This is a genomic window from Mesorhizobium sp. B2-6-2 (assembly GCF_006440615.1).
Taxonomy (GTDB): Bacteria; Pseudomonadota; Alphaproteobacteria; order Rhizobiales; family Rhizobiaceae; genus Mesorhizobium.
Genome location: NZ_VFUG01000012.1, coordinates 29,347 through 55,358, shown reverse-complemented (window position 1 = coordinate 55,358; position 26,012 = coordinate 29,347). Strand labels below are relative to the sequence as shown.

Genomic DNA, 26,012 nt, shown 5'->3' with positions numbered 1-26,012 from the left:
TATGCGATTCAAGAACTTATGCGAAGGCGGATTTCGCCGAAGTGAAGCAATTCACGCGGCCGCGGCCGGGTCTTCCCTAAAAAGTCATGGCTTTCCGGGACATGCCGGCTGCGGGCGCGGCGGCTTATGCCCTTCTGTGGCGGTGGCGGAACTCGCTCGGCGAACAATCCTCCCGGTTGCGGAAAAGCCGGGAAAAGTAGAAGGCGTCGGCAAAGCCCACAGCCTGCGCCACCGCCTCGACGGGCGAATCGGTTGCCGCCAGCAGGTGCTTGGCGAGGTCGAGGCGGATGCGCAACTGGAACGATTTTGGCGACAAGCCGGTGTGCAGCGCGAACCTGCGCCGCAATGTCGCCGGCGACATGCCGAACTTTGAGGCAAAGGCGCTGAAATCGATCGGCTCGGCGGCGTGGTCGCGCAAGTCGTCGACGACCTCGCGGAAATCCGGATCGAGGTCGCCGCTGCTTCGGCCCAGTCCCTGCCGGGCAGCCTGCACGACCAGTCGATAGAGGGTGGCGGCGGCCTCCGCCTGGCTTAGCGGGGTGTCTCGGGAAAGTTCGGCATGGAGCCGATCGAACAGAAGGCACATGCCGCCGAGATCGGACAAGGGAACGACCGGGGCCGGCTCGACGATGAGCCGCGTGCGCGTGAAGTCTCGCGTGAGCGCGCCGCCGAAAAGCGCCCAGCACTCGCTCCAGCCCGGGCCGTCGGGTCCATAGGAATGGGCCGTGTCGGGGAACAACCAGAACAGGCTGGGCGCCACGATCGCCTGCCTGCCGGCGGCCCTGGTTTCCAGCCAGCCCCGGCCTTCTTGAACGAGAACGACCGCGAAGTCCGGCAGCTTTCGCCGGATGATGGCCCGGCTGACACGATGTTGGCCTATTCCCCGCACCGACAGCCCGCCCATCGCGGCCGGCGGCGATCGATACAGCGCATAGGGCGAATCCGGCATGAGCGAAAAGTCCAGTTGGAATTTCTGTCCATGGGAAGTGCCGCGAGACTAGGCCATTGTCCGCGCCAATTGAAGAACTCCGGATGATTGAAATGTCGATATCTTGCTTCGGGAAAGCTTCCACCGACGATCTTTCCGCGGTCGCCTTGACGGCCAACGGCAAGGCACTGTCCACGGCGCCGGACAGGCTGGGATATCTCTCGCCGACCGATCCGGCGGTCGGCGTCGAGGCCATTCGCCGTCTCTATGCGACGCAAGGCTATGTCTGGCTGAAGGGGCTTTTGCGGCGCCGCGACGTGATCGATCTTCGCGGCTTCGCGCTTTCGCATCTTGCCGCAAGCGGGTTGCTGAAGCCGGAGACCGATGCTTCGCTGGGCATGGCGTCCACCGGCGCGTTCGATCGCCAGCTCGCCGATCGCCGGCTGATGTCGGTGGTCCGTTCGAGCGCCTATGAAGGCTTTTGCGCGCAGCCCCGTCTGTCGCGGCTGATGGATGCGTTTGTCGGAGGCCTGTCCTACCTGCACAAGCGAAAGATCATGCGCTTCACCATGCCTGGAACCGCCACCGCCACGCCGGCGCATTACGACCTCGTCTATCTGCGCGGCGGCACAAACCGCGTGGTGACCGTCTGGATTCCGATCGGCGACACCTCCATCGACATGGGCGGGCTTGTCTATCTGGAGGGATCGCACGCCGTCGGCGCTACGATGGAGGCCCGCTTCAGCAGCGAAAATGCCGGGCTCGGCCCGGAGGAGCGCATCAGCGCCTACAACCGCAACATGAGCGAAGGCGGGTGGGTGTCGAAGGAGCTGCCGGCTATGGCGGAGCGGTTCGATACGCGCTGGCTCATGGCGGATTACGAAGCGGGCGACGTCGTGCTGCACTCGCCCTACATGATCCACGCCTCCACGACCAACCGGAGCGTCGATGGCCTCATCCGCCTGTCGACGGACATCCGCTATCAGAATGTCGACGACGAAATCGACGCCCGCTGGGGGAATCACTGGAGCCTCGACGACATGCTTTAGGGCGGGCTGGTATTCAGGTGAGGTGAGAGTATGGACGAGGGTTTCCTGGAGCGATCGGCACGTCAGATCTCCCTCTCGTTTCGATGCTGAGCCTCGCGATTGGCCGAAGCCTTCCGAACTTCGTCATCCACGGGCGGAGCGACGCGAAGCGGAGCGCAGACCCGAGGATCCATTCCGTGACCTTCGCCGAAGAGCGCAGCGGAGCAGAATTCTGCACCGTCGCAACGCTTCGACGTCACGGAATTCTATGGTCCTGCGCCGCGTCGCTTCGCTCCTTGCTCCGCCATAGAATGACGAGGTTCGAAAAGCCTCGGCTACTCACCAGAGCATGGCATTGCCCCGTGCGAGCAAAGCCACCCCTACGCTCAGTGCCAAGAAATCCTATCCAACCCGACGCATCCTGGCGGCGAAGAAGCCGTCGAGGCCCGATACTCCGGGCGATCCCAGGTCCATATCCGCAGGTGTAGTGCGCAACGTGCCCTCCGGCGTCAGGAACGGATCGATGCCGGCGAACTCGCCCAGACGGACTGGATCGGCGACGACGCCGGGGCTCCTGGCGAGGAAATCCCGATAAAGCTCCTCGCCTTCGATCGGGTCGAGCGAGCAGTTGGAAAAGACGATCCGGCCGCCGGGCCTGACGAGGCCAACGGCATGGGCAAGCAGCCGGCGCTGGAGGTCGGCTAGCTTCTCGACATCGGCCATGGTCTTGGTCCATGGCACGTCGGGGTGGCGGCGCACCGTGCCGGTCGAGGAGCAGGGCGCATCGAGCAGGACGGCGTCGAACAATTGCGCCGGCCGGTAATCCAGGAGGTCGGCCTGGACGAGCTCGGCGGCCAGGCCGAGGCGCTCGAGATTCTGGCCGAGCCGCGCCAGCCGGTTCTTCGAGGCGTCGATCGCGGTCACCTCGCCGCCGGCCAGGATAAGCTGCGCCGTCTTGCCGCCGGGCGCGGCGCAAAGGTCGGCGACGCGCTGGCCTCTGATGTCGCCGAACAGGCGTGCCGGCAGACTTGCGGCCGCATCCTGCACCCACCAGGCGCCGTCGGCGAAACCGGGGAGGTCGATGACATTGGCGGCGAGCTTTTCGACACGCACGGTGCCAGTCGGCAGCACGATGCCGCCGAGACGCTCGGCCCAGATCACCGGGTCGGCCTTGACGGTGAAGTCGACCGGCGCCTCGTGGCGATGGGCGGCAAGAATGGCGCGCGCCTTGTCGGCTCCGTAAGCGGCGGTCAGCCGCTCGGAGAACCATTGCGGCGCCTCACTGGTGGCGGCAAGCGCGGGGGCAAGCTCGGTCTCCTTGGCGCGCGCCAGCGAACGCAGCACGCCGTTGACGAGGCCGGAGAAACGCAGCGCTCGCGGATCGGACTTGGCGTGAGTGACGGCAAGGTCGACGGCGGCGCTGTCGGGAACATCGAGGAACAGGATCTGGGCGGCGGCGACATTGAGGATGTGCGAGAGCGCCGTGGCGTTGGCCGGCAGCGGCTTTTCCAGGCGCTTGGACAGCAGCCCGGCAATGGTCATGCGGTGGCGCAGCGCCGTGACCAGGATGGCGCGCACCAGCGCCCGGTCGCGGCCGTCCAGCGCCTTGTATTGCGGATGGCCGTGCTCGTTGTCAGTCAACCCGTCCAGCGCCGTGCGGGCATCGATAACGGCGGCAAGCAGCCGCGCCGCCGCCTTGCGCGCGGCAAGGCCGGCGACGTTCTCGTCACCAGCCTTGTGTTGCGGATTGCCTGAATGTCCGCGCCTCGGCGGCGTCACGACCAGGGACCCTTCGACCGGACATTGCGCGGCCCGGTCGGGTTGCGGCCCCAGGGATTGGGCTTTGGCGGTGCCGGCTCAGCCTCCTCTGGCGGCGGGTCCGCCGGCTTGCCCCATGGCCCCGCCGACGGCTCCTCGGGCTGGATGGGTGGCGGAGAAGCCTGGCGCCGGCCGGCCGGCGATGCGCCGCCCATCGCGCGCGCCATCTCCTGCAGCGCGGCGATGCGGTTCTCGGTGCTCGGGTGGGTCGAGAACAGATTGTCCATGCGCTCGCCATGCAGAGGATTGATGATGAAAAGATGCGCCATCGCCGGATTGCGCTCGGCATCCTCATTGGGGATCCGTTCGGCGCCGCGCGCGATCTTGTTGAGCGCCGAAGCCAGCCACAACGGGTTGCCGCAGATCTCGGCGCCGCGCCGGTCGGCTTCGTATTCGCGGGTGCGGCTCACCGCCATCTGCACGATCATCGCGGCGAGTGGCGCAACGATCATCGCTACAAGCACGCCGACAAAGCCGAATGGATTGTTGTTCTCGCGACTGCCGCCGAAGAAGAAGGCGAAATTGCCGAGCATCGAGATGGCGCCGGCGAGCGTCGCCACGATCGTCATGGTCAGCGTGTCGCGATGCTGCACATGGGCAAGCTCATGCGCCATCACCGCCGCGACCTCTTCATGGGAGAGCCGCTCGAGCAGGCCGGTGGACGCCGCAACGGCAGCATTTTCCGGATTGCGGCCGGTGGCGAAGGCGTTGGGCTGCGGGTTGTCGATCAGATAGGTCTTCGGTATCGGCAGGCCGGCCTGCTTAGCCAGCGCCTGCACGATCGCGTAGTATTCGGGCGCGTTCTTCGCGTCGACCTCGACGGCGCGGTTCATCGACAGCACCATCTTGTCGGCGTTCCAATAGCTGAACAGATTGGTGCCGGCGGCGATCAGAAGCGCGATGACCATGCCGCCCGAGCCGCCGATCAGATATCCGACGCCCATGAACAGCGCCGTCATCGCGGCAAGAAGCATGGCGGTGCGAAGCGTGTTCATCGTTTCATCCGTCTGGTCTGGTGGCGAATAGGGGTCGATCCTTCTGGCGTCATGGCTATATGATGGGAGACGCCGGTCGTCGTTTCAATCGGCGGGAGTATCGCATGACCGAAGAACCACGCAAAACCGGACCGATTGCGGCGACCGACGCGCAGCAAAAGACGCTGACGCCCGGAGCGCAGCGGGCGTTAGCAGAGGCTGAAGCCCGTCGTCAAAAGTATCGAGCGGCGGAAGCGCAGTTGCCGAAGGAAATCGGCGGTCGCGGCGGCAAGGAGCCCGGCCGCTACGGCGACTGGGAGGTAAAGGGGCTCGCCACCGATTTCTGACGAGAACCGGTTCCCGAGGGCAGAAATCGTGACCGGTTGGATAGTGGTCACGCAGATTGCATGCGCGGAATCAGCCACACCTTGGCGATTGGCCGAAGCCTCCGTGACGTCGTCATCCACGGGCGGAGCGACGCGAAGCGGAGCGCAGACCCGAGGATCCATTCCGTGACCTTGGCCGAGGAACGCAGCAGAGCAGAATGCTGCACCGTGGCAACGCCTCGACGTCACGGAATGGATTCTATGGTCTGCGCGCGTCGCTTCGCTCCTTGCTCCGCCATAGAATGACGATCGCGATGGGCGTTCGGCCAATCGCCTGCCGATAGCCTGCATCCGTCAAGGTCCCTGTACTGGGGACTAGGCCGCAGCCCGTGTCGGCGACAACGCGATGAAACCGGTATCGTCGACCGCAATGCCGATTTCGTCATAGGAACGGATTGTCGGGTGCGGCGTGACCAGCGGGTGGACATGCGTGGCGCTGATCACCACCACCGATGCGCCGGAGGCCTCGCCTGCCGCGATGCCCGCCGGCGCATCCTCGAAGACCAGGCAGTCGCGCGCCTCAACGCCGAGACGCTTTGCCGCCAAAAGGAAGCAGTCCGGCGCCGGCTTGCCGTGGGTGACATCTTCCGCTGTGATCATCATGGCGGGAACCGGAATGCCGGCCGCCTCGATGCGCAGCAGCGCCAGCTCGCGCGGCGCCGAGGTGACGATGGCCCAGCGCTCCGGCGGCAGCGATTCCAGGAATGCGACCGCGCCGGGAATCGGCACGATGCCTTCGAGGTCCTCCGCCTCGGCCTTGAGCAGCGCATCGGCTTCCGCGACGGCGTCTACCCCCGGCAGCCTCAGTTCCGCGATCGTCTCAATCGCGCGCTTGCCGTGGATCGTCGGCAGGAAGCTCGCCACGTCGAGGCCGTGACGCTCCGCCCATTTTGCCCACACCCGTTCCGCCGCGGCGATCGAGTTGAGCACCGTGCCGTCCATGTCGAATAGGAAGGCGGCGAATTTCGAGCCTGCAAACATCGGATGTCCTGGAGAATCGTTTTCGGGGAGGGGCGAAACGCAGAGCCCAGTTTAGACCGACCGGCACCGCCTGAGAAGACGGCGCCGATGGACTTCTCGGCCTGGATGGAAGTCGCGCGCGGCCGCGACGCCACCGACGTGCCGCTCCTGCACAGTTTCGGCCCGCACCGGCTCACCCTGTTCAAGGTCTGGACCTACGAGCAGGAAGGCAACCGCTTCAATCCCCCGCATCACGGCGTCGATCGCACCGCCAGCGCACAGATGCTGGGCTAGGGGCCGCTGCCTGTCTCACTGCAATCGCTGGTCCGCTTCGGCACAGGCCGTTTGTGCCGAAGCGGGAACGACCGCGACAGCCGCCGGCATCATGGTAAGGGCTTCATGAACGTCTGTCTGCCAGCGCATTTTCGTTTACTTCCGGTTCACCTTCAGATTTGCCGAAAGCCAGCAAAAACAACGGATTAACCTCTTGTTAATTGCCTTACGGCGGCCGTCGGCCGCGTATGGCCGAAATCCTGCAACGCCTCTGCCGAGCGGCACGGTGCCGAGGACAGTGGAGGCGGAAGGGATGCGGCAGTTCAGAGGTGTCGTTCGTGGGGTGGACGGCTTTGCCCGCAATCGCGAAGGCAATTTCGCGGTTCTGTTCGGAGCTGCCGCATCGGTCCTCGCGCTGGGGGTGGGATTCGCGGTCAATATCTCGCAACTCTACAATGCGAGGTCGAGCCTGCAGGGCGTCGTCGATGCCGCCGTAACCTCGACGGCCCGCGATCTCACCCTCGGTGTCATCGCGGAAACCGATGCCGACAAAACGGTGCAGGCGTTTCTCGACGCCAACAGCACGGCCGGCATCCTGCAGGCCAACCAGATCGTGCTTGACAAGCTCACGGTCAACAGGACGGCCAATACCGTACAGGCGGATGCGCATGTCGATGTCGGCCTCTTTTTTCCGCTGTTCAGCACCAGCAATATGCGCCGCGTGACTGCCTCGACCACGGCGCTCTATTCGGACAAGACCGTCGAGGTGGCGATGATGCTCGACGTCACCGGTTCGATGAGGCCCGACTGGCGCACCAGGACCGACAAGATCGGCGACCTGCAGACGGCTGCATCGCAGACGGTCAAGGATCTCCTGGATCAGAACCGGGATTCCAACGATCCCCGGATTCGCGTATCGATCATACCCTACGCCGAAGCCGTCAACACCGGCGGCCTGACCGACACCGTCTTCGTCGAGACCGAGGCGGGGCCGAAAGTGCCGCCGCCGATCGATGCCGCGGTGTCGGTTTCCGCCACCGTGTCCGACAATTGCGCAACCGAGCGCAAGGACAAGGATGGCTATGCCGATTATTCATCGGACGGGCCCTACACGCAACGCCGGGACAACCAGGGCAAGATCTATCTGGCCAAAGTCAACCGCGACTACCGCATGAGGCTTTGCCCTACGGCTGCGCTGGTTCCGCTGACTGCCGATGAGGACAAGCTGCTGACGGCGATCGATCATTTTCAGGCTGGGGGCGTGACCGCAGGTGGCATTGCCGCGCAATGGGGCTACTACATGCTCTCGCCATCCTGGCGCACGGCAATCTCAAGCGCCCGCCTGGGTGCCGGCCCCGCCAACTTCGATCGGAACAGGGTGGCCAAGATCGCCATTTTGATGACGGACGGCCAGTTCAACACCGCCTTTGCCGGCGGACGCGGCGCGTCGCGGTCGCAGGATCAAGGTCAAAAGTCGCGCGTCAATGCCGAAAACATCTGCGATAACATGAAACGCGACGGCATCGAGATATTCACCATCGGCTTCGATCTCAACGACCCGGCTATGTCCGCGACCGAACGCGATCAGGCCAAGTCGCTGTTGAAGGACTGCGCGACTGACGACACCTCGTCGCTCAAGCATTATTATGAGGCCGCCAACGGCGCCGAACTGAAACAGGCCTTCGGCGAAATCAGCCGCAATATCGAAAAGCTCACAATCAGCCGCTGACCTGCAGCGCCGACCGCAAAAGGAAAAGGCCGCCGCTTCTTGACGAAGCCGGCGGCCTTCCGTGTTTCCGTCCATGACGCGGCTTCCGGCGGCAACCCCATCGGGCTACCTGCCGCGCGTCTCGCGCCTTAACGGGAAGACTGCTTCCCGAAAGTGCAATCCGCTGAGCTCACGTTATGGAAAACGAAATCACTCGACATCGGATCACCTCCTTTCAGTTCGTTGAACACACACAGATGATGGGGTGCGTCGCGGCAAATGGCAAGGTGCCGCAACGGAATGGCTGGCGGGAAATCCCTGCCCGCGGTGTTTTTGGGCAACAGATCGGGATTGCGCTACGCAGGCCAGTTGGATGACAGTGGCGCCCGGGAGGGGCCCGCATTCGACGCATCGGGAGGTGAGAATGGACGCCGCCGACAAAGCCGCGCGGATCGCACGAACGGTCGTCGAGACGCTGAAACCGGGTTTCGCGGTCAAGCTCTGGACCGGCGAGCGCATCGGTCCCGCCGGCGGTCCTGTGCTCACCATCAACGACCAGGATATCGTCTGGCAATTGCTTCGCAGGCCGCGCTTCTCGACGCTGGTCGAGATGTGGATCTCCAAGACCGTCGACATCGAGGAAGGCACGCTGTTCGATTTCTATGCCTTGCCTTCGCAAGGCAAGCTCAAGACGAAGCTCAGATCGCTGCCGAAGCTGGCGATTTTGCGCGACCTGCCGGCGGTGCTTTTCTCGCGCAAACAAATGACGGCGCGCAGCGATCTTTCCGGCCGCAACCCTTATGTCAGCGGGTCGAACAAGGAAGCGATCCAGCACCATTACGACATTTCGAACGCCTTCTATCGGCTCTTCCTCGACGAGCGCATGGTCTATAGCTGCGGCTATTTCAGGGATTTCGCCAACGGCATCGACCAGGCGCAGATCGACAAGCTCGACCATATCTGCCGCAAGCTCAGGCTGAAGCCGGGCGAAAAATTGCTCGACATCGGCTGCGGCTGGGGCGCGATGCTGATCCATGCGGCGAAGCATTACGGCGTCGTCGGCCACGGCGTCTCGCTGTCGCAGGCCCAGACCGAGCTTGCCCGCGAGCGCATTCGCGCCGAGGGGCTGCAGGACCGTGTCACCATCGAGATAAAGTCCTATGCCGAGCTCTCCGGCAGCTTCGACAAGATCTCGTCGATCGGCATGTTCGAGCATTTGGGGATCGCCAACCACGCTGCCTATTTCTCGACTGTCCACCGCCTGCTGAAACCCGGCGGCATCTATCTGCATCACGCCATCACCCGGCGCAGCAAGGGCGACCTGAAGAAGACCCTGCGCAAGGGGCCGGAATACAAGGCCCTGATCAAATACATCTTTCCCGGCGGCGAGCTCGACACGATCGGCATGACTCTCGGCAATCTCGAGGCGCACGGCTTCCTCGTCTATGACGTGGAAAACCTGCGCGAGCATTATGCGCAAACCTGCCGCCTGTGGGCGGAGCGCCTCAGTGCACGCTTCGACGAGGCGGTCGCCGAGGTCGGCGAGCCCAAGGCGCGGCTGTGGCTGCTCTATCTGACGGGCTGCTCGATCACCTTCGAGCGCGCCTCGGCGCAGATTTTCCAGACCGTCGCCACCAGGCGCGCCCGCGGCCCGAGCGGCCTGCCGCCGATACGGGCGGATTTGTACCGGTAGGCCCGACCCGCTTCAGCCCATCAAGCGCATCGGCGCGCCGATCTCGATCCGTGCGGGCCGGTCGACCACGCAGTAGACGCCGAGATTGTGAGCGTTATGGCGCACCAAATTGCGCAGGATACCGGGGTCGGTGTCGAAGCCGTCCTGGGCGATGATGGTGAAGCCGCAGCGGCGGCAGGGTTCCGCGACGGTGAGCTTGAGATCGCCGACCTCGAGTTTCCTGCCGATCCATTCCGTTTCCGGAAAGGCGCCTTCGACCGGGTCCATCTCGACGACGATGTTGGGCCGGAAGCGGCGCGGATCGGGCGTGCCTTCGGGATGCAACGCCTTCAGCCTGGCCAGCGAGGCGGTGGTGAGCAGATGGATCGGCGCCTTGGCATAGCGGGCCTCGGTCAGCGGGCCGGCGTAGCCGGGCGCGACGTTCTGCGCGCCGAACGGCCGAATCGCAGCGTCGAAGCCGAGAAAGGCCGATACCGTGCGATCGCTTTCAGGATCCGGCGCCGGCAGCCATTCGCCGCCGGGCACCGCCACTTCGAGCCGCCATTCCTTGTTCACCGGGGCCTCGCTCAGCCTGGTGCGGATCAGCGGCACCTTGTGCCATTTGGCCTCGCGGTCGGGTCTGGCGATCTCGCCGTCGGAAGCATCGACCAGTCCGAACAGCCGGTCGCCGTCGACGCTCTTCAGCCCGACCGAGATGGCGTCGAGCCGTTCGCCGGCGAGCGAACTCGCCGGATAGCGCCAGAGCTGGCTGACGGTGCCGAGGATTGCCTCGCCGGTCATCAGCCCTTCTTGTTCTGCCGATTGGCGACGAGATCGTCGACCACGGCCGGATCGGCCAGCGTCGAGGTGTCGCCGAGCGCGCCGAAATCGTCCTCGGCGATCTTGCGCAGGATGCGGCGCATGATCTTGCCCGAACGGGTCTTCGGCAGGCCCGGCGCGAACTGGATCTTGTCGGGCGTGGCGATGGCGCCGATCTCCTTGCGGACATGCGCGACCAGCTCCTTGCGCAATTCCTCGCTCGATTGGGTGCCGGCCATCAGCGTGACATAGCAGTAGATGCCTTGGCCCTTGATATCGTGCGGGTAGCCGACGACGGCTGCTTCCGACACCTTGTCGTGGCTGACCAGCGCCGATTCCACCTCGGCCGTGCCCATGCGGTGGCCGGAAACGTTGATGACGTCGTCGACGCGGCCGGTGATCCAGTAATAGCCGTCGGCGTCGCGCCGGCAGCCGTCGCCGGTGAAGTATTTGCCCTTGTAGGTCGAGAAATAGGTCTGCACGAAACGGTCGTGGTCGCCATAGACGGTGCGCATCTGGCCGGGCCAGGAATCGGCGACGCAGAGATTGCCGTCGGTGGCGCCGTCCAGCACCTTGCCTTCGCCGTCGACCAGCTGCGGCTGGACTCCGAAGAAGGGGCGCGTGGCGGAACCCGCCTTGAGGTCGGTGGCGCCGGGCAGCGGCGTGATCATGATGCCGCCGGTCTCGGTCTGCCACCAGGTGTCGACGATCGGCACCTTGGCGTTGCCGACGACGTTGTAATACCACTCCCAGGCCTCCGGATTGATCGGCTCGCCGACCGTGCCCAGCACACGCAGCGACTTGCGCGAGGTTTTCTTCACATGAGAATCGCCGGCGCCCATCAGCGCGCGCAGTGCCGTCGGCGCGGTGTAGAAGATGTTGACCTTGTGCTTGTCGATCACTTCCCAGAAGCGCGACTGCGAGGGATAGTTCGGCACGCCCTCGAACATCAGCGTCGTGGCGCCGTTGGCCAAAGGCCCGTAGACGATGTAGCTGTGGCCGGTGACCCAGCCGACATCGGCCGTGCACCAGTAGATGTCGCCATCATGGTAGTCGAAGACATATTGGTGCGTCATCGAGACATAGACGAGATAGCCGGCGGTGGTGTGCAGCACGCCCTTCGGCTTGCCGGTCGAGCCGGAGGTGTAGAGGATGAAAAGCGGGTCTTCCGCCTTCATCTTTTCCGGCTTGCAGTCGGCCTTAACGGTCTGCGCCTCCTCGTGGTACCAGACATCGCGTCCCGGTACCCAGCCAGTCTTGCCGCCGGTGCGGCGCACCACCACGACCTTCTCGACCTTGGTGCCGGCCTTGGCGGCGACGTCAATCGCCTTGTCGGTATTGTCCTTGAGCGGGATCGGCTTGCCGCCGCGCAGGCCCTCGTCAGCGGTGATCACGATGGTCGATTTGCAGTCGTCGATACGGCCGGCCAGCGCATCGGGCGAGAAGCCGCCGAACACGACCGAGTGGATCGCGCCGATACGCGTGCAGGCGAGCATGGCATAGGCCGCTTCCGGGATCATCGGCATGTAGATGGTGACGCGGTCGCCCTTCTTGACGCCGTGCTTCTTCAGCACGTTGGCGAAGCGGCAGACATGGGCATAGAGCTCGTTATAGCTGATCTTGCGGTCGTCGTAAGGATTGTCACCCTCCCAGATGATGGCGGTCTGGTCGCCGCGCTTCTTCAAATGCCGGTCGATGCAATTGTAGGAGACATTGGTCTGGCCGTCCTCGTACCACTTGATCGAGACCTTGCCGTCGAAGGAAGTGTTCTTGACCTTGGTGAAAGGCTTGAACCAATCGATGCGCTTGCCGTGCTTGCCCCAGAACTTATCCGGATTTGTCACGCTGTCGGCATACCATTTGAGATAGGTGTCGTTGTCGATCAACGCGTTCTTCTTCCACGCCGGCTGGACGCGGTGGACATGCACATCGGACATTTCTTTGCTTTCCTCCCAAACCATCCACCGGCTTGCGCCGCCGGCGGCATCGCGGCGAAGCGGCCGCGAATTCGCGGGCATTATTAACAGTTCCGCGGTGACGGCAACATTAGACGTTGGATTCGCGTGGCGGGATGACGCAGGGGCAATTGGACCAGCCATTAGCACTCTCGCTTCGCGGCTGCTAACCAACTGTTTTAACGACAAAAATTTTGAAGAGCCGCGAAGAAATCCATAGACAGTTAAGCAACCGTGGGCACAATTCAGCGTTGGGAGGAAGGAGAATCAACCAAGGAAACGCAATGCGCGACAATTCCGAAATGGATCTGATGCTCAGGGGATACGGGCTGACTACGGCTAAGATCCTTTATCATTACCCCGATCACCCGCACCTGCTGCAAAGCTATGTCTGGCAGGACTATGACCTAGCTCCGGAATTCCCGGTGCTGATCCGCTTCATCGAGTTCTGGAAGACCAAGCTCGACGGACCGCTGCATTCGGTCACCTACACGCATCAGAAGCTCATCGCGCCGAACGAGTGGCGGAAGGTGGATGGGGAGTTCCTGGTGCACTGAGGCGGCGCAGAGTGTTTGGCGGAAACGCCCCTCGTTTCGTCATCCACGGCCGAAGCAAGAAGCGAAGCGACGCGGCGCAGACCCGAGGATCCATTTCGTGACTTCGACGCGTTGCAACGATCCGGAATTCTGCTCCGCTGCGCTCTAGGGTCGAGGTAACGGAATGAATCCTCGGGTGTTGCGACGCCGCTTCGCGGCTGCTCCGCCCGTGGATGACGAAGCTCGCAGGGGGTGTGGCTAATCGCATAAATCCACGATCGCCCTGGATATGGACTGCCGCGACTTAGTTACACCGCCGGCGGGTTCAGCCGGGCAAAGCCCTCTTGCCGCCGATAGGGGAAGTAGGGGTAAGGCGCCGTCACCGCGCTTGCTTCATCGAGCGCCCTGATCTGCGTCGGCGTCAACGCCCAACCGACGGCGCCGAGATTCTGGCGGAGCTGCTCCTCGTTGCGCGCGCCGATGATCACCGATGCCACGGTCGGCCGCCGCAACAGCCAGTTGATGGCGATTTGCGGCACGGTCTTGCCGGTCTCGGCGGCGACCGCCTCCAACGCATCGACCACCTTGAAGAGATGCTCGTCCTCGACCGGCGGGCCGAAATCGGCGGTGCCGTGCAGCCGGCTCCCTTCCGGCAAAGGTTGGCCGCGGCGGATCTTGCCGGTGAGCCGGCCCCAGCCGAGCGGGCTCCAAACCAATGCGCCGACGCCCTGGTCGAGGCCGAGCGGCATCAGCTCCCACTCATAGTCGCGCCCGACCAGCGAGTAATAGACCTGATGCGCGACATAGCGCGGGTAGCCGTGCTTTTCCGCCAGGCCGAGCGACTTCATCACCTGCCAGCCGGAGAAGTTGGAGATGCCGACATAGCGCAGCTTGCCGGAGCGCACGAGATGATCCAGCGTCGACAGCACCTCCTCGATCGGCGTCGAGGCGTCGAAGGCGTGGAGCTGAAGCAAGTCGATATAATCGGTGCCGAGGCGCTTCAGCGCCGCGTCGACGGAGCGGATCAGGCGCGAGCGGGACGAGCCCCAGTCGGCCGGGCCATCGCCCATCGGCAGCGCGGTCTTGGTCGAGATCAGCACTGCGTCGCGGCGGCCCTTGATGGCCTCGCCCAGCACCTCCTCCGAAGCGCCGTTCGAATAGACATCGGCCGTGTCGAAGAGGTTGACGCCCGCTTCCAGGCAGATGTCGACCAGCCGGCGCGCTTCCTTCGCGTCGCTGTTGCCCCAGTGGCCGAACAGCGGGCCGGAGCCACCGAAAGTGCCGGCGCCAAAGGAAAGGGCGGGCACTTTCAGGCCGGAGGCGCCGAGAGATCTATATTCCATGATTTTTCTCCTTGGGACGTCGAAGGCGGAGTTCAACCGATCAACACTGCGCCGTGACCGGCTTGCCGATCGCCCGGCCGCGTTCGAGACGCAGCGCCATGAGCACCACGCCGAGCGCGGCGAGCGGCACGAGGCCGGCAACGAGAGGGACGGCGCCGAGGCCGGGACCGTGATCGATGACGAAGCCGCCAAGCCAGGCGCCGATGGCGTTGCCGAGATTGAAAGCGGCGATGTTGAAGGAGGATGCCAGGCCCTGGCCGGCGCCCTCGGCCTTCTCCAGCACCCACATCTGCAGCGGCGCGACGGTGGCGAAGGCGGCGGCACCGAGCAGACCGACGGCGACGATCGCCGCGATGGGCTGGTGGATCGCAGCGGCCATGACGAACAACATCGCCGACAGCGCGACTAGCGTACCGATGACCGTCGGCACCAGATGGCGGTCGGCGAGGCGCCCGCCAAGCAGATTGCCCGCCACCAGGCCACCGCCGAAGACCAGCAGGATCGGCGACACGGCTGCCTCGGAAAAGCCGGTGACGCGGGTGAGGATGGGCGCCAGATAGGTGAAGGCGGCAAAGACGCCGACCCAGCTCAGCACAGTGGTCAAAAGGCCGAGCAGCACCGGCCGGCGGCCGAGCACGGCGAGCGTGCCTTCGGAGGTCTCCTCTTCCTTCGTGGTTGCGGGCTCGTCGCGCGGCACCAGCAGCGCGATCACAGCAAACGCGATCACGCCGACAAGCGTGACGGCCAGGAAGCTCGAACGCCAGCCATAGGCCTGGCCGAGCCAGGTGCCCAAGGGCACGCCGAGGATGTTGGCGACGGTAAGGCCGGTGAACATCAGCGCGATAGCCGAGGCCTTCCGGCTGGGCGCGACAAGGCTGGTGGCCACGACGGAGCCGACGCCGAAGAAGGAGGCATGGGCGAAGGCGGTCAGCACACGGGCCGCCATCAGCGTCCAGTAGTCGGGCGCCAGCGCACAGGCGAGGTTGCCGACGGTAAAGACCACCATCAGGGCAAGCAGCAAGGTCTTGCGCGGCAGGCGCCCGGTCAAGGCGCCAAGCAGCGGCGCGCCGACGACGACGCCCAGCGCATAGCCGGTAATGAGCAGGCCCGCGGCCGAGATCGAGACGCCGAGATCGGCGCTGACATCGAGCAGCAGGCCCATGATGACGAATTCGGTGACGCCGATGCCGAAGGCGCCGGCGGTAAGGGCATAAAGAGCAAGAGGCATGGCTGCGGTCCGGTTGATCAGGAAAGGGACGCTCAGTCCCGCGCCCCGACACGCAAGATCGTGATCCCCCAAGCTGTGAACCAGCCTTGCATCAGGCATATTTTCTGTGAAATAGATTCACGAATGGCGAGACCGGACATCAACCGCTCCGGCGAGATAGAAGTGTTCGTCCGCGTCGTCGAGACAGGCAGCTTCTCGGCCGCGGCGCGGGCGCTGCGTATGACGCCGTCGGCGGTGAGCAAGCTGATCGCGCGGCTGGAGGCGCGGCTTGGCGCGCGGCTGATCAGCCGCTCGACGCGCAAGCTGCAGCTGACGCCGGAAGGGGCTGCCTTCCATGACAGCGGCCTGCGCATCCTCGCCGATCTCGACGCGGCCGAGCGCGAAGCGGCGGCGGGTGCTGCGCCGCGCGGCAGGCTCAGGGTCAACTCCTATGTGCCGTTCGGCCAGCACCGACTGATGCCGCTCTTGCCGCGCTTCCTGGAAAATTATCCCGAGATTTTCGTCGAAGCCGTGCTGACCGACAGTGTCATCGACCTTCTTGAAGAGCGCGCCGATGTCGCCATCCGCGCCGGGCCGCTGCGCGAGTCACGCCTGGTTGCGCGCAAGCTCGGCCAGAGCCGGATGGTCCTGGTCGCGTCGCCTGCGTATCTTGCAGCGCGCGGCAGGCCACGCGCATTGTCCGACCTCGTTCGCCACAATATGCTGGCCTTCGGTTTCGCCAGGCACATAGAGGGCTGGCCGTTTGTCGATGCGACGGGCAAATCGATCATCATGCCGATTGTCGGAAACATGTCGCTGACCGACGGCGAAGCGATGCGGCGAACGACGCTGGCAGGAGCCGGCATAGCGCGGCTGGCGCGCTGGCATGTCGAACCCGACATCGCCGCCGGGCTGCTCGTGCCGTTGCTGGAGGAGTTCAATCCCGGCGACGAGGAGCCGACGCATGCCGTCTATGCTGGCCAGGGCAAGCATCTGCCGGCCCGCGTCCGAGCCTTCCTCGATTTTCTCGCGGAAACCGTTCGTCTCTGAATGAGGAAAGAGCCGCGCGCCAATGGCACGCGGCTCCGACCTGTCTGCCCGAACGGAATTACGCCTTCGGCACGAACGGCGCGGGGCGCCGGCCGGCGCCTTGCCGCTCCAGCATCCAGCCGGGATATTCGGCGGGCAGCGCGCTTACCTCATCGAGCCTGGCGAGGTCGTCGGCGTCGAGCTTCAAGCCGGTTGCGGCGAGGTTCTGCTCGAGCTGGTCCATGCGGCTGGCGCCGATGAGGACGCTCATGACAAAAGGCTTTGCCAGCACATAGCCCAGTGCCACGGTGGCGACGCTGACATCGTGCTTCCTGGCGACCTCGCGCATGACGGCAACCGCCGCCCAGGCGCGGTCCTCATTGACCGGCGGGAAGTTGAAGGAAGCGCGGCGGCCCTCGCCATTGCCGGGCGCGCCGGGGCCGTATTTGCCGGAAAGCAGCCCGCCGGCCATCGGCGACCAGACCATCAGGCCAAGCTTTTCCTCGTTGATCAGCGGCACGATCTCGCGCTCGAGATCGCGGCCGGCGATCGAGTAGTAGGACTGGATGGTCTCGAAGCGGGCGAAGCCCTTGCGCTCCGCGATGCCCAACGCCTTGGCGATGCGCCAGGCCTGCCAGTTGGAGACGCCGACGTAACGCACCTTGCCGCTGGCGACGAGATCGTCGAGCGCGCGCAGCGTCTCGTCGATCGGCGTGACCGTGTCGGTGCCATGCAATTGGTAGAGGTCGATATGATCGAGCTGCAGCCGCTTGAGGCTGCCGTCGACCGAATCCATGATGTGGCCGCGCGAGGAGCCGCGCTCATTGGGCCCGTTGCCCATGGCGCCATGCACCTTGGTGGCGATAATAACATCCGAACGTTTCACGCCGAGATCCTTGAGCGACTGTCCCAGCAGCTGCTCGGACTGGCCGAAGGAATAGACATCCGCCGTGTCGAAGAAATTGACACCGGCGGCGATCGAGCGGCCGACGATCTCGTTGACGCCCTTCTGGTCGAGGCTGGCGATCAGGCCCCATTGGGCATTCTCGCCGGCGGCGCCGAAGGTCATGGTGCCGAGGCAGAGTTCGGAAACGAACAGGCCGGTGTTGCCGAGCTGATTATAACGCATGGTGAGATTCCCCGAGAAAGGAGTGAATGTGCACCAAGCAAATAGGAACGGCCCGTTTCGTTTCAAGCGCTGACGCGAGCGCGGTGGTCAACTTGATGTGAAGTTGCCAATCAGCGGATCTTGAACATCAGACTTCCCAGGGCCAGGAGGTCGGTTTCGGCAGTCGCCTTTGTACGTCTGAAACAACGTTCGTATCGAGCAGATACATCAGAGGTCGACGTCCCGGATCATCGTATCCGAGCGGCGGGTGATTTCCTTATCAAACTCATCGTCCCAGCCGGGGCCGGTCAGAAGATACTCGGCGAGCGATTTTTTCTTCTCGGCCAGGCGGTCGTAGTCCTCGGCGGACAGCACGACCGCTGGCCGTTCGCCGCGAAGCGTCACCGTTTGGGGGCCCTCCGTCCTCGCGCGCTGGACCACTTTTGGAAAATTGTTCTTCGCGTCCTGAAGATGCCAGTTCATCCGCAGCTCCTAGTTCCCCGACATGGGGATTTTGAAAGGTTGCCGTTTGTCTTGTGCAAGGTTTTCCGTTCATGTCCGTGGAGATTGGCTGACGCCGCCCAACCTCGTCATTCTATGGCGGAGCAAGGAGCGAAGCGACGCGCGCAGACCATAGAATCCATTCCGTGACGTGGAAGCGCCGCCACGGTGCAGAATTTTGCTCCGTAGCGATCCTTGGCGAAGGTAACGGAATGGATTCCAGGGTCTTCGCGACGGAGCTTCGCTCCTGCTCCGCCCTAGAATGACGATCGCGATAGCGGGTGATGGCGTCACCGGTTGCCGAAGATCGCCGACCCTACCCGGACGCTGGTCGCGCCGAAGGCGATGGCGGTCTCGTAGTCGCCGGACATACCCATCGAGAGCTTCGCGACACCGGCCTCGCGGGCGAGCTTTTCCAGCAGCGCGAAATGCGGGCCGGGGTTCTCATCGGCCGGCGGGATGCACATCAGGCCCTCGATGGCCAGACCATGCACGTAGCGGCAGCGTTTGACGAAGGCGACCGCCTCGCGCGGCTCGATGCCGGCCTTTTGCGGCTCGGATCCGGTGTTGACCTGGACATAGAGTTTTGGTGAGCGACCCTGCCTTGCCATCTCCTTGGCCAGCTCGGCGGCGATCTTCTCGCGGTCCACCGTTTCGATGATATCGAAAAGCGCAACCGCTTCCTTGGCCTTGTTGGATTGCAGCGGGCCGATCAGGTGCAACTCGATATCGGCAAATGCCTGCTTCAGCGCCGGCCATTTGCCTTGCGCTTCCTGCACGCGGTTCTCGCCGAAGACGCGCTGGCCCGCCTCGATGACGGGGCGGATGTCCTCTGCCGCGAAGGTCTTCGACACCGCCACAAGCGTGACGGCGCCGGCCGCTCGCTTCGCCTCGCGTTCGGCGTTCGCGATCGTCGCCCTGACCGCGTGAAGCTGCTCTACGGCGTGCGTCATGCCCTATCTTGCCCATAGTTTTCATGGCCGGCCGGCTCGCCGCAGTTGACGGGTCCGGCAATCCATGGTGAACACCGCGACGACATTGTCTCGGCTGCCGGCCTAGGCGTGTCGGTATTCAGGTGATGCCGGCCTGCAAATGCCGGTTTCCTGCGCTTCCGGTGCTCACGTACTTGAGTACGCCCCGCCCCGGTTCTCGGAACCCGTCATTTCGGCTCGGCCTGACCTGAATATCGACACGCCTTAAATCCAGCACCGCGCACCTGCTTTTAAGTGAAAAACATCCGATGGCAACCGAACGATACAATCCGCGCACGTCAGAGCCCAAATGGCAGAAGGCCTGGGCCGAAAAGAAGCTGTTCGAGGCCCGCAACGACGACCCGAAGCCGAAATACTACGTGCTCGAGATGTTCCCCTATCCGTCGGGCAAGATCCATATCGGCCACACCCGCAACTACACGATGGGCGACGTCGTGGCGCGCTACAAGCGCGCCAAGGGGTTTAACGTGCTGCACCCGATGGGCTGGGACGCGTTCGGCATGCCGGCCGAAAACGCCGCGATGCAAAACAAGGTCCACCCCAAGGACTGGACCTACGAAAACATCGCGGTCATGCGCGAGCAGCTCAAGATGATGGGCCTGTCGCTCGACTGGGCGCGCGAGTTCGCGACCTGCGACGTCGACTATTACCACCGCCAGCAAATGCTGTTCCTCGACTTCGTCGAGAAGGGGCTGGTGACGCGCAAATCCTCCAAGGTCAACTGGGACCCGGAGGACATGACGGTGCTCGCCAACGAGCAGGTCATCGACGGCCGCGGCTGGCGCTCGGGCGCGCTGGTCGAGCAGCGCGAGCTGACGCAGTGGTTCTTCAAGATCACCGACTTCGCGCAGGATCTGCTGGACTCGCTCGACGGACTCGCGGACTGGCCCGAAAAGGTCAAGCTGATGCAGCACAACTGGATCGGCCGCTCGGAAGGGCTGCTGATCCGCTGGCCGCTGGCAAAGCCGGTCGGCGACACGAACGAACTGGAAGTCTACACGACCCGGCCCGACACCATCTTCGGCGCCTCCTTCATGGCGGTCGCCGCCGACCATCCGCTGGCGAGAAAAGCCGCCGAGAACAATGTCGAGCTGGCGAAGTTCATCGAGGAGGTCCGCCACATGGGCACCTCGGTGGCCGCGCTCGAGACGGCCGAGAAGAAGGGCTTCGACACCGGCATCCGCGTCGTCCATCCGTTCGACGAGAACTGGACGCTGCCGGTCTATGTCGCCAATTTCGTGCTGATGGAATACGGCACCGGCGCCATTTTCGGCTGCCCGTCGGGCGACCAGCGCGACCTCGACTTCGCCAACAAATACGGCCTGCCGGTGATTCCGGTGGTGATGCCGGAAGGCGAAAACCAGGGGAGCTTCCAGATCATCGAGGAGGTTTATGACGGCGACGGTGTGATGATCAATTCGCGCTTCCTCGACGGCATGAAGCCCGAGAGGGCGTCCGATGAAGTGGCAAAGCTCCTGGAGCAGAAAAGCATCGGCGGCCGGCCGATGGCGGAGCGCAAGGTGAATTTCCGCCTGCGCGACTGGGGCATCTCGCGCCAGCGCTACTGGGGCTGCCCGATCCCGATGATCCATTGCGAGGCCTGCGGCGTCGTGCCGGTGCCGAAGGCCGACCTGCCGGTGAAGCTGCCCGACGACATCGAGTTCGACCGCCCAGGCAACCCGCTCGACCGTCATCCGACATGGCGGCATGTCAAGTGCCCGCAATGCGGCCGCGATGCGCGGCGCGAGACCGACACGATGGACACCTTCGTCGATTCGTCCTGGTATTTCGCGCGCTTCACCGCGCCGTGGGCAAACGAGCCGACCGAGCCGAAAGCGGCCGACGAATGGCTGGCGGTCGACCAGTATATCGGCGGCATCGAGCACGCGATCCTGCATCTGCTCTATTCGCGATTCTTCACCCGCGCCATGCGCGAGACCGGTCACCTGAACCTGGCCGAGCCGTTCAAGGGGCTGTTCACGCAGGGCATGGTGGTGCACGAGACCTACCGCGTCGGCGGCCCGTCCAACAATGGGCGCTGGCTGTCGCCGAGCGAGGTCAGGCTCGAGGACGTCGACGGCAAGCGCCGCGCCGTCGAGATCGCCACCGGCGAGGAGGCAACGGTCGGCGCGCTGGAGAAAATGTCGAAGTCGAAGAAGAACACGGTGAGCCCGGAAGAGATCACCGACGGCTACGGCGCCGACACGGCACGCTGGTTCATGCTGTCGGACTCGCCGCCGGAGCGCGACGTCGAATGGACCGACGAGGGCGCGGCCGGCGCGCACCGCTTCGTGCAGCGCATCTGGCGCCTGGTGCAGATCGCGGCCGAGCAGCTGCCCGGCGTGAAGCCGGCGGCGGCGAGGGATGGCGATGCGGGCGCCGTTTCCAAGGCGGCGCACAAGATCCTGAAGGCGGTCGGCGAGGACATCGAGAAGCTCGGCTTCAACCGTGCGATCGCCCGCATCTACGAGCTCGCCAATGCGCTGGCCGCGCCGCTCGCCGACGTTGCCGAAGGCAAGGCCGATGACGCGCTGAAGGGCGCCTGCCGCGAGGCGGTGGAAATCCTGGTGCACATCATTGCGCCGGTGATGCCGCATCTGGCGGAGGAATGCTGGCAGGAGCTGGGCGGCGCCGAAATGGTCGCCGAACGACCCTGGCCGGTCTACGATCCGGCGCTGGTCGTCGACAATGAGATCGTGCTGCCGGTGCAGGTCAACGGCAAGAAGCGCGGGGATTTGACAATTGCGCGCGACGCGGATCAAGGTGCCGTCGAAAAAGCGGTGCTGGCTCTCGACTTCGTGCAAAAAGCACTGGAAGGTAAGGCTCCGCGCAAGGTTATCATCGTGCCGCAGAGGATCGTCAATGTCGTTGCCTGATCCGGTGAAGTCAGAAGCGATCCGCCTGCGCGGCCGCGTGGCGCTCTGCGGCATGGTCGCCGCGCTGGCGCTGGTCTCGGCCTGCACCGTGCGGCCGCTCTATTCCAGCCAGCCGCTGTCGCCCGGATCGCTCAGCGCCTCCGCCGAGCTCGGCTCGATCTCGATCAAGCCGGTCAACACCCGCTACGCGCAGCAGGTGCGCAACAACCTGATCTTCGCCTTCGGGCAAGGCTCGGGCGAGCCCGCCGCGCCGGCCTACACGCTCGATCTCGGCGTCACCGAGCTCGTCGAATCGGCGGCCATCGTGCAGGTGCAGACTCAGGAAGACGAGCCGACAGCGGGCACGGTCACGCTGACCGCCAACTACGTGCTCAGGGACACCGCGACCAACACGGTGATTGCCGTCGGCAAGCGCTCGATCCCCTCGTCCTTCGACCGGCCGCGCCAGGAATTCGCGGCTTACCGCGCACAGATCGATGCCGAGAACCGCGCCGCGCGGGAGCTTGCCGATCTGCTGCGGCTGTCGATCGCGCAGGATCTAGCCAAGCATGGCAGGAAGGCCTAGCGCCTCGTTGGGGATTGGCTGAAGCCTCCGAACCTCGTCATCCTAGGGCGGAGCAGCCGCGAAGCGGCGTCGCGTAGACCCTAGGATTCCGTTACCTCAGCCTGAAGGTGCAGCGGAGCAGAATTCTGCACCGTTGCGACGCTCGTATGTCACGGAATGGATCCTCGGGTCTGCGCGCGTCGCTTTGCTTCTTGCTCCGCCCGTGGATGACGATCGCGATGGGCCTTCCGGCCAATCGCCACGGCCGGCGACCTGCAAAGGCATAGGCACTTTGCCACGAAAAAAGGCCGGTTGCCCGGCCTTCTTCGCTACTTTTGCCTTGTACAATTTCGGACGGAAAATCGTCACAGACTTTCCTGGAATTACTCCCGCCTCAGCCGATCTTCTGGCCGGTCTTGGCCCAGTCGGCGAGGAAGGCGGCGAGGCCCTTGTCGGTCAGTGGATGATTGACCAGCGCCTTCAGCGTCGCCGGCGGCGCGGTCACGATATCGGCGCCGATCAGCGCGGCCTGCTTGACGTGGTTCACCGTGCGCACCGAGGCGGTCAGGATCTCGGTCTTGAAATCGTAGTTTTCGTAGATCTGCTTGATTTCCGAGATCAGCTCCATGCCGTCCGAGCCGGTGTCGTCGATGCGGCCGACGAAAGGCGAGATGAAGGAGGCGCCGGCCTTGGCGGCCAGCAACGCCTGGTTGGCCGAGAAGCAGAGCGTCACGTTGACCATGCGGTCCATCTCGGTGCGGATGGTCTTGCAGGCCTTCAGGCCGTCGAGCGTCAGCGGCACCTTGATGGCGATATTCGGCGCAATCTTGGCCAGCACCTTGGCTTCCGCCATCATGTCCTTGTACTCGGTCGCCACGACCTCGGACGAAACCGGACCTTCGACGATGTCGCAGATCTGCTTGGTGACCTCGATGATCTTGCCACCCGATTTCAGGATCAGCGAGGGGTTGGTGGTGACGCCATCGAGCAGCCCCAGATCGTTGAGCTCCTTGATTTCCTTGATGTCAGCGGTGTCGACAAAAAATTTCATGGCGGTCTCCTTGGGGATTGCCGGGCGCCAGCCAGGCAGATGCGAGGGTCCCCTTTGATCTAGACCAAAGTCAGGGCAAGGTCACGCCTGATGATGCAAGATTCGCCCTTTGTCGCAGCCGCGCCCGTGCTGGTGCCGATGCCGGCCGAACGGCCCTACACCTATGCCGTTCCGCCCGGCATGCGCGTGGTGCCGGGCTCGATCGTGCGCGTGCCGCTCGGGCCGCGCCAGGTCGCAGGCATCGTCTGGGACGGCGCCGTCGAAACCGTCGATGCGAAGAAACTGCGGCCGATCGAGGAGGTGTTCGACTGCCCGCCGATCGACAGGGCGATGCGCCGCTTCGTGGACTGGATCGCGCAATACACGCTGTCGGCGCCCGGCATGGTGGCCCGCATGCTGCTGCGCGCGCCGGAGGCGTTCGATCCGGAGCCGTGGATCGAAGGGCTGCAGCGCACGCTGGCCGGGCCCGACCGGCTGACCGATGCGCGGCGGCGAGTGCTCGAAACCGCGGAGGGCGGCCTTGCCTGGACGCGCTCGGGGCTGGCGCATGCAGCGGGCGTGTCCTCGACCGTCATCGACGGGTTGCGGGCACAAGGCGTGTTCGAGACGGTGATGATCCCGCCGCGTCCGGTAGTGGCGGCGCCCGATCCCGGCCATGCCATGCCTGAATTGATGCCTGACCAGAAAGCGGCGGCGGAGAAACTGCGCGCCGCTGTCGCCGCTGATGCCTTCAACGTCACGTTGCTCGACGGCGTCACCGGATCGGGCAAGACGGAAGTCTATTTCGAGGCGATAGCGGCGGCGCTCGAGAAGGGCAGGCAGGTGCTGATCCTGTTGCCGGAAATTGCGCTCACCCATGCCTTCCTCGAACGTTTCCAGGACCGGTTCGGCGCCAAGCCGGCGGAGTGGCACTCCGACCTGCCGCCCCGGATGCGCGAACGCGTCTGGCGGCAGATCGCGGAGGGCGGCGTGCGCGTCGTCGCCGGCGCGCGTTCGGCGCTGTTCCTGCCGTTCAAGGAACTCGGCCTGATCGTCGTCGATGAGGAGCACGATCCCGCCTACAAGCAGGAAGACCGCGTCTTCTACAATGCGCGCGATATGGCCGTGGTGCGCGGCCATATCGGTGCTTTCCCGGTCGTGCTCGCCTCGGCGACGCCCTCGGTGGAAAGCCGGGTCAATGCCAGCCAGGGCCGCTACGACCGGGCCGTGCTGTCGTCACGCTTCGCGGAAGCCGCGCTGCCCGACCTGAAGTCGATCGACATGCGGCGCTCGCCGCCGGCCCGCGGCGGCTTCCTGTCGCCGGTCTTGCTGGAGCAGATGCAGGGCACGCTGGAGAGGAAGGAGCAGTCGCTGCTCTTCCTCAACAGGCGCGGTTATGCGCCGCTGACGCTCTGCCGCGTCTGCGGCCACCGCTTCGGCTGCCCGGTCTGCTCGGCCTGGCTGGTCGAGCATCGGTTTCGCGGCCAGCTCGTCTGCCATCATTGCGGCCATAACGAGCGGCGGCCGGAAGCCTGTCCGGAATGCGGCACGCTCGACCATCTGGTGGCATGCGGCCCAGGCGTCGAGCGCATCGCAGAGGAAGTGGTGGGGCATTTCCCCGATGCCCGCACCATCGTGCTGTCGTCCGATCTTCTCGGCGGCGTGCGCCGGCTCAGGCTCGAGCTCGAGGCCGTCGCCAATGGCGAGGCCGATATCGTCATCGGCACGCAGCTGGTCGCCAAGGGACACAATTTCCCCGGCATGACGCTGGTCGGCGTGGTCGATGCGGATCTGGGATTGGCCAATGGCGATCCGCGCGCCGCCGAGCGCACTTTCCAGCTGCTCAGCCAGGTGACGGGGCGCGCCGGCCGCACCGGCAAGAAGAGCCTTGGCCTTTTACAGACCTACCAGCCGGACCATCCTGTGATGCGGGCTATCGTCTCGGGCGATTCGGAAGCGTTCTACGAGCGCGAGATCGCCGAGCGCGAACGGGCGGCGCTGCCGCCCTTCGGCCGGCTCGCCGGCATCATCGTCAGCGCCGCGACACGCGGCGAGGCGGAAAGCCATGCGCGGGGTTTAAGGCGCGCGGCGCCGCAGGCTGCCGACCTCTTCGTGCTCGGCCCGGCCGAGGCGCCCTTGTCGCTGATCGGCGGCCGTCACCGCTTCCGGCTGCTGGTGCAAGGCGAACGGCGCGCGGACATGCAAGGCTTTATTCGGGCCATGCTGGCGAATGGACCGAAGCTGCGCGGCTCGGTCAGGGTGCAGGTCGACATCGACCCGCAGAGCTTCCTATAAGCTGAGAGACAGTCCCAACGGAGTGCCCGC

General features: G+C 64.6%; 21 protein-coding genes and 1 pseudogene. 10 read left to right on the top strand and 12 right to left on the bottom strand.

Going from position 1 to position 26,012, the window contains the following annotated elements:
* Positions 1 to 124 precede the first annotated feature (124 nt).
* On the bottom strand, positions 125 to 949 hold the full coding sequence (locus FJ419_RS21650) for an AraC family transcriptional regulator (protein ID WP_140698011.1): 825 nt from the start codon (positions 947 to 949) through the stop codon (positions 125 to 127).
* 92 nt (positions 950 to 1,041) lie between these two features.
* Between FJ419_RS21650 and FJ419_RS21645 the strand changes: the two genes are divergently transcribed.
* Positions 1,042 to 1,977: a phytanoyl-CoA dioxygenase family protein gene (locus FJ419_RS21645; RefSeq protein ID WP_140698009.1), complete on the top strand. Its 936-nt coding sequence runs from the start codon at positions 1,042 to 1,044 to the stop codon at positions 1,975 to 1,977.
* A 381-nt stretch (positions 1,978 to 2,358) separates the two neighbouring features.
* Here the strand turns inward: FJ419_RS21645 and FJ419_RS21640 are convergent, their stop codons facing one another.
* Both FJ419_RS21640 and htpX read right to left on the bottom strand, forming a co-directional pair.
* Positions 2,359 to 3,741, bottom strand: a complete 1,383-nt coding sequence (locus FJ419_RS21640) for an RsmB/NOP family class I SAM-dependent RNA methyltransferase (protein WP_181170779.1) — start codon at positions 3,739 to 3,741, stop codon at positions 2,359 to 2,361.
* Positions 3,732 to 4,769 carry a zinc metalloprotease HtpX gene (htpX, locus tag FJ419_RS21635; protein WP_140698003.1) on the bottom strand — a complete coding sequence of 346 codons (1,038 nt, stop codon included), beginning with the start codon at positions 4,767 to 4,769 and terminating at the stop codon, positions 3,732 to 3,734. Before htpX ends, FJ419_RS21640 begins: the two co-directional genes overlap by 10 nt.
* 104 nt (positions 4,770 to 4,873) lie before the next feature.
* Here htpX and FJ419_RS21630 point away from each other — a divergent pair, with 104 nt between their 5' ends.
* Complete coding sequence (locus FJ419_RS21630; RefSeq protein WP_140544206.1) at positions 4,874 to 5,095, top strand: DUF1674 domain-containing protein; 222 nt, start codon at positions 4,874 to 4,876, stop codon at positions 5,093 to 5,095.
* 354 nt (positions 5,096 to 5,449) lie between these two features.
* Here FJ419_RS21630 and FJ419_RS21625 read toward each other — a convergent pair whose 3' ends face one another.
* Entirely contained in the window at positions 5,450 to 6,115 is a 666-nt protein-coding gene (locus FJ419_RS21625; protein ID WP_140697997.1) for an HAD-IA family hydrolase, read from the bottom strand.
* A 114-nt stretch (positions 6,116 to 6,229) separates the two neighbouring features.
* Here FJ419_RS21625 and FJ419_RS21620 point away from each other — a divergent pair.
* The 3 genes and pseudogenes from FJ419_RS21620 to FJ419_RS21610 form a co-directional block, all read left to right on the top strand.
* Positions 6,230 to 6,388: pseudogene (locus tag FJ419_RS21620) on the top strand (transglutaminase family protein); the annotation flags it as partial.
* Between the two features lie 292 nt (positions 6,389 to 6,680).
* Positions 6,681 to 8,096, top strand: coding sequence for a pilus assembly protein (locus tag FJ419_RS21615; protein WP_140697994.1), 1,416 nt, complete (start codon positions 6,681 to 6,683; stop codon positions 8,094 to 8,096).
* A gap of 403 nt (positions 8,097 to 8,499) precedes the next feature.
* Positions 8,500 to 9,768, top strand: a complete 1,269-nt coding sequence (locus FJ419_RS21610) for a cyclopropane-fatty-acyl-phospholipid synthase family protein (protein WP_140697991.1) — start codon at positions 8,500 to 8,502, stop codon at positions 9,766 to 9,768.
* Between the two features lie 12 nt (positions 9,769 to 9,780).
* Here FJ419_RS21610 and FJ419_RS21605 read toward each other — a convergent pair whose 3' ends face one another.
* Together FJ419_RS21605 and acs are read right to left on the bottom strand one after the other, a co-directional pair.
* On the bottom strand, positions 9,781 to 10,548 hold the full coding sequence (locus tag FJ419_RS21605) for an MOSC domain-containing protein (protein ID WP_140697988.1): 768 nt from the start codon (positions 10,546 to 10,548) through the stop codon (positions 9,781 to 9,783).
* On the bottom strand, positions 10,548 to 12,503 hold the full coding sequence (acs, locus tag FJ419_RS21600; protein ID WP_140697985.1) for an acetate--CoA ligase: 1,956 nt from the start codon (positions 12,501 to 12,503) through the stop codon (positions 10,548 to 10,550). The genes FJ419_RS21605 and acs overlap by 1 nt, the downstream gene beginning before the upstream one ends.
* A gap of 302 nt (positions 12,504 to 12,805) precedes the next feature.
* Between acs and FJ419_RS21595 the strand changes: the two genes are divergently transcribed.
* Positions 12,806 to 13,078, top strand: coding sequence for an usg protein (locus FJ419_RS21595; RefSeq protein WP_140697982.1), 273 nt, complete (start codon positions 12,806 to 12,808; stop codon positions 13,076 to 13,078).
* A 287-nt stretch (positions 13,079 to 13,365) separates the two neighbouring features.
* Here the strand turns inward: FJ419_RS21595 and FJ419_RS21590 are convergent, their stop codons facing one another.
* The gene (locus FJ419_RS21590; protein WP_140697979.1) at positions 13,366 to 14,400 is read right to left on the bottom strand and encodes an aldo/keto reductase; all 1,035 of its coding nucleotides are present in this window, start codon (positions 14,398 to 14,400) and stop codon (positions 13,366 to 13,368) included.
* A gap of 40 nt (positions 14,401 to 14,440) precedes the next feature.
* Entirely contained in the window at positions 14,441 to 15,628 is a 1,188-nt protein-coding gene (locus FJ419_RS21585; RefSeq protein WP_140697976.1) for an MFS transporter, read from the bottom strand.
* A gap of 123 nt (positions 15,629 to 15,751) precedes the next feature.
* Between FJ419_RS21585 and FJ419_RS21580 the strand changes: the two genes are divergently transcribed.
* Entirely contained in the window at positions 15,752 to 16,657 is a 906-nt protein-coding gene (locus FJ419_RS21580; protein WP_140697973.1) for a LysR family transcriptional regulator, read from the top strand.
* 58 nt (positions 16,658 to 16,715) lie between these two features.
* Here FJ419_RS21580 and FJ419_RS21575 read toward each other — a convergent pair whose 3' ends face one another.
* The 3 genes from FJ419_RS21575 to FJ419_RS21560 form a co-directional block, all read right to left on the bottom strand.
* On the bottom strand, positions 16,716 to 17,765 hold the full coding sequence (locus FJ419_RS21575) for an aldo/keto reductase (RefSeq protein WP_140697970.1): 1,050 nt from the start codon (positions 17,763 to 17,765) through the stop codon (positions 16,716 to 16,718).
* 207 nt (positions 17,766 to 17,972) lie between these two features.
* A complete protein-coding gene (locus FJ419_RS21565; RefSeq protein WP_140697967.1) occupies positions 17,973 to 18,227 on the bottom strand; it encodes a type II toxin-antitoxin system Phd/YefM family antitoxin in 255 nt (84 codons plus the stop codon).
* Positions 18,228 to 18,535: 308 nt separating this feature from the next.
* On the bottom strand, positions 18,536 to 19,198 hold the full coding sequence (locus FJ419_RS21560; RefSeq protein ID WP_140697964.1) for a YggS family pyridoxal phosphate-dependent enzyme: 663 nt from the start codon (positions 19,196 to 19,198) through the stop codon (positions 18,536 to 18,538).
* A 287-nt stretch (positions 19,199 to 19,485) separates the two neighbouring features.
* Between FJ419_RS21560 and leuS the strand changes: the two genes are divergently transcribed.
* Together leuS and lptE are read left to right on the top strand one after the other, a co-directional pair.
* On the top strand, positions 19,486 to 22,113 hold the full coding sequence (leuS, locus tag FJ419_RS21555) for a leucine--tRNA ligase (protein WP_140697960.1): 2,628 nt from the start codon (positions 19,486 to 19,488) through the stop codon (positions 22,111 to 22,113).
* Complete coding sequence (gene lptE, locus FJ419_RS21550; RefSeq protein ID WP_140697957.1) at positions 22,100 to 22,678, top strand: LPS assembly lipoprotein LptE; 579 nt, start codon at positions 22,100 to 22,102, stop codon at positions 22,676 to 22,678. The genes leuS and lptE overlap by 14 nt, the downstream gene beginning before the upstream one ends.
* A 373-nt stretch (positions 22,679 to 23,051) precedes the next feature.
* Here the strand turns inward: lptE and fsa are convergent, their stop codons facing one another.
* Positions 23,052 to 23,708 (bottom strand): fructose-6-phosphate aldolase, encoded by a 657-nt coding sequence (fsa, locus tag FJ419_RS21545; protein ID WP_140547111.1) that lies wholly within the window; start codon positions 23,706 to 23,708, stop codon positions 23,052 to 23,054.
* A 90-nt stretch (positions 23,709 to 23,798) separates the two neighbouring features.
* On the opposite strand from fsa, the gene FJ419_RS21540 reads away from it, so the two are divergent.
* Entirely contained in the window at positions 23,799 to 25,982 is a 2,184-nt protein-coding gene (locus FJ419_RS21540) for a primosomal protein N' (RefSeq protein ID WP_140697954.1), read from the top strand.
* Positions 25,983 to 26,012: the final 30 nt, after the last annotated feature.

What these genes read in the sequence shown, in the direction of transcription:
- acs (WP_140697985.1), bottom strand. Translation starts at nt 12,503, where the DNA reads ATGTCCGATGTGCATGTCCACCGCGTCCAGCCGGCGTGGAAGAAGAAC.
- FJ419_RS21605 (WP_140697988.1), bottom strand. Translation starts at nt 10,548, where the DNA reads ATGACCGGCGAGGCAATCCTCGGCACCGTCAGCCAGCTCTGGCGCTAT.
- FJ419_RS21590 (WP_140697979.1), bottom strand. Translation starts at nt 14,400, where the DNA reads ATGGAATATAGATCTCTCGGCGCCTCCGGCCTGAAAGTGCCCGCCCTT.
- leuS (WP_140697960.1), top strand. Translation starts at nt 19,486, where the DNA reads ATGGCAACCGAACGATACAATCCGCGCACGTCAGAGCCCAAATGGCAG.
- FJ419_RS21610 (WP_140697991.1), top strand. Translation starts at nt 8,500, where the DNA reads ATGGACGCCGCCGACAAAGCCGCGCGGATCGCACGAACGGTCGTCGAG.
- FJ419_RS21585 (WP_140697976.1), bottom strand. Translation starts at nt 15,628, where the DNA reads ATGCCTCTTGCTCTTTATGCCCTTACCGCCGGCGCCTTCGGCATCGGC.
- FJ419_RS21625 (WP_140697997.1), bottom strand. Translation starts at nt 6,115, where the DNA reads ATGTTTGCAGGCTCGAAATTCGCCGCCTTCCTATTCGACATGGACGGC.
- FJ419_RS21615 (WP_140697994.1), top strand. Translation starts at nt 6,681, where the DNA reads ATGCGGCAGTTCAGAGGTGTCGTTCGTGGGGTGGACGGCTTTGCCCGC.
- FJ419_RS21575 (WP_140697970.1), bottom strand. Translation starts at nt 17,765, where the DNA reads ATGCGTTATAATCAGCTCGGCAACACCGGCCTGTTCGTTTCCGAACTC.
- FJ419_RS21580 (WP_140697973.1), top strand. Translation starts at nt 15,752, where the DNA reads ATGGCGAGACCGGACATCAACCGCTCCGGCGAGATAGAAGTGTTCGTC.
- FJ419_RS21540 (WP_140697954.1), top strand. Translation starts at nt 23,799, where the DNA reads ATGATGCAAGATTCGCCCTTTGTCGCAGCCGCGCCCGTGCTGGTGCCG.
- FJ419_RS21560 (WP_140697964.1), bottom strand. Translation starts at nt 19,198, where the DNA reads ATGACGCACGCCGTAGAGCAGCTTCACGCGGTCAGGGCGACGATCGCG.
- lptE (WP_140697957.1), top strand. Translation starts at nt 22,100, where the DNA reads ATGTCGTTGCCTGATCCGGTGAAGTCAGAAGCGATCCGCCTGCGCGGC.
- FJ419_RS21630 (WP_140544206.1), top strand. Translation starts at nt 4,874, where the DNA reads ATGACCGAAGAACCACGCAAAACCGGACCGATTGCGGCGACCGACGCG.
- FJ419_RS21595 (WP_140697982.1), top strand. Translation starts at nt 12,806, where the DNA reads ATGCGCGACAATTCCGAAATGGATCTGATGCTCAGGGGATACGGGCTG.
- htpX (WP_140698003.1), bottom strand. Translation starts at nt 4,769, where the DNA reads ATGAACACGCTTCGCACCGCCATGCTTCTTGCCGCGATGACGGCGCTG.
- FJ419_RS21650 (WP_140698011.1), bottom strand. Translation starts at nt 949, where the DNA reads ATGCCGGATTCGCCCTATGCGCTGTATCGATCGCCGCCGGCCGCGATG.
- fsa (WP_140547111.1), bottom strand. Translation starts at nt 23,708, where the DNA reads ATGAAATTTTTTGTCGACACCGCTGACATCAAGGAAATCAAGGAGCTC.
- FJ419_RS21645 (WP_140698009.1), top strand. Translation starts at nt 1,042, where the DNA reads ATGTCGATATCTTGCTTCGGGAAAGCTTCCACCGACGATCTTTCCGCG.
- FJ419_RS21565 (WP_140697967.1), bottom strand. Translation starts at nt 18,227, where the DNA reads ATGAACTGGCATCTTCAGGACGCGAAGAACAATTTTCCAAAAGTGGTC.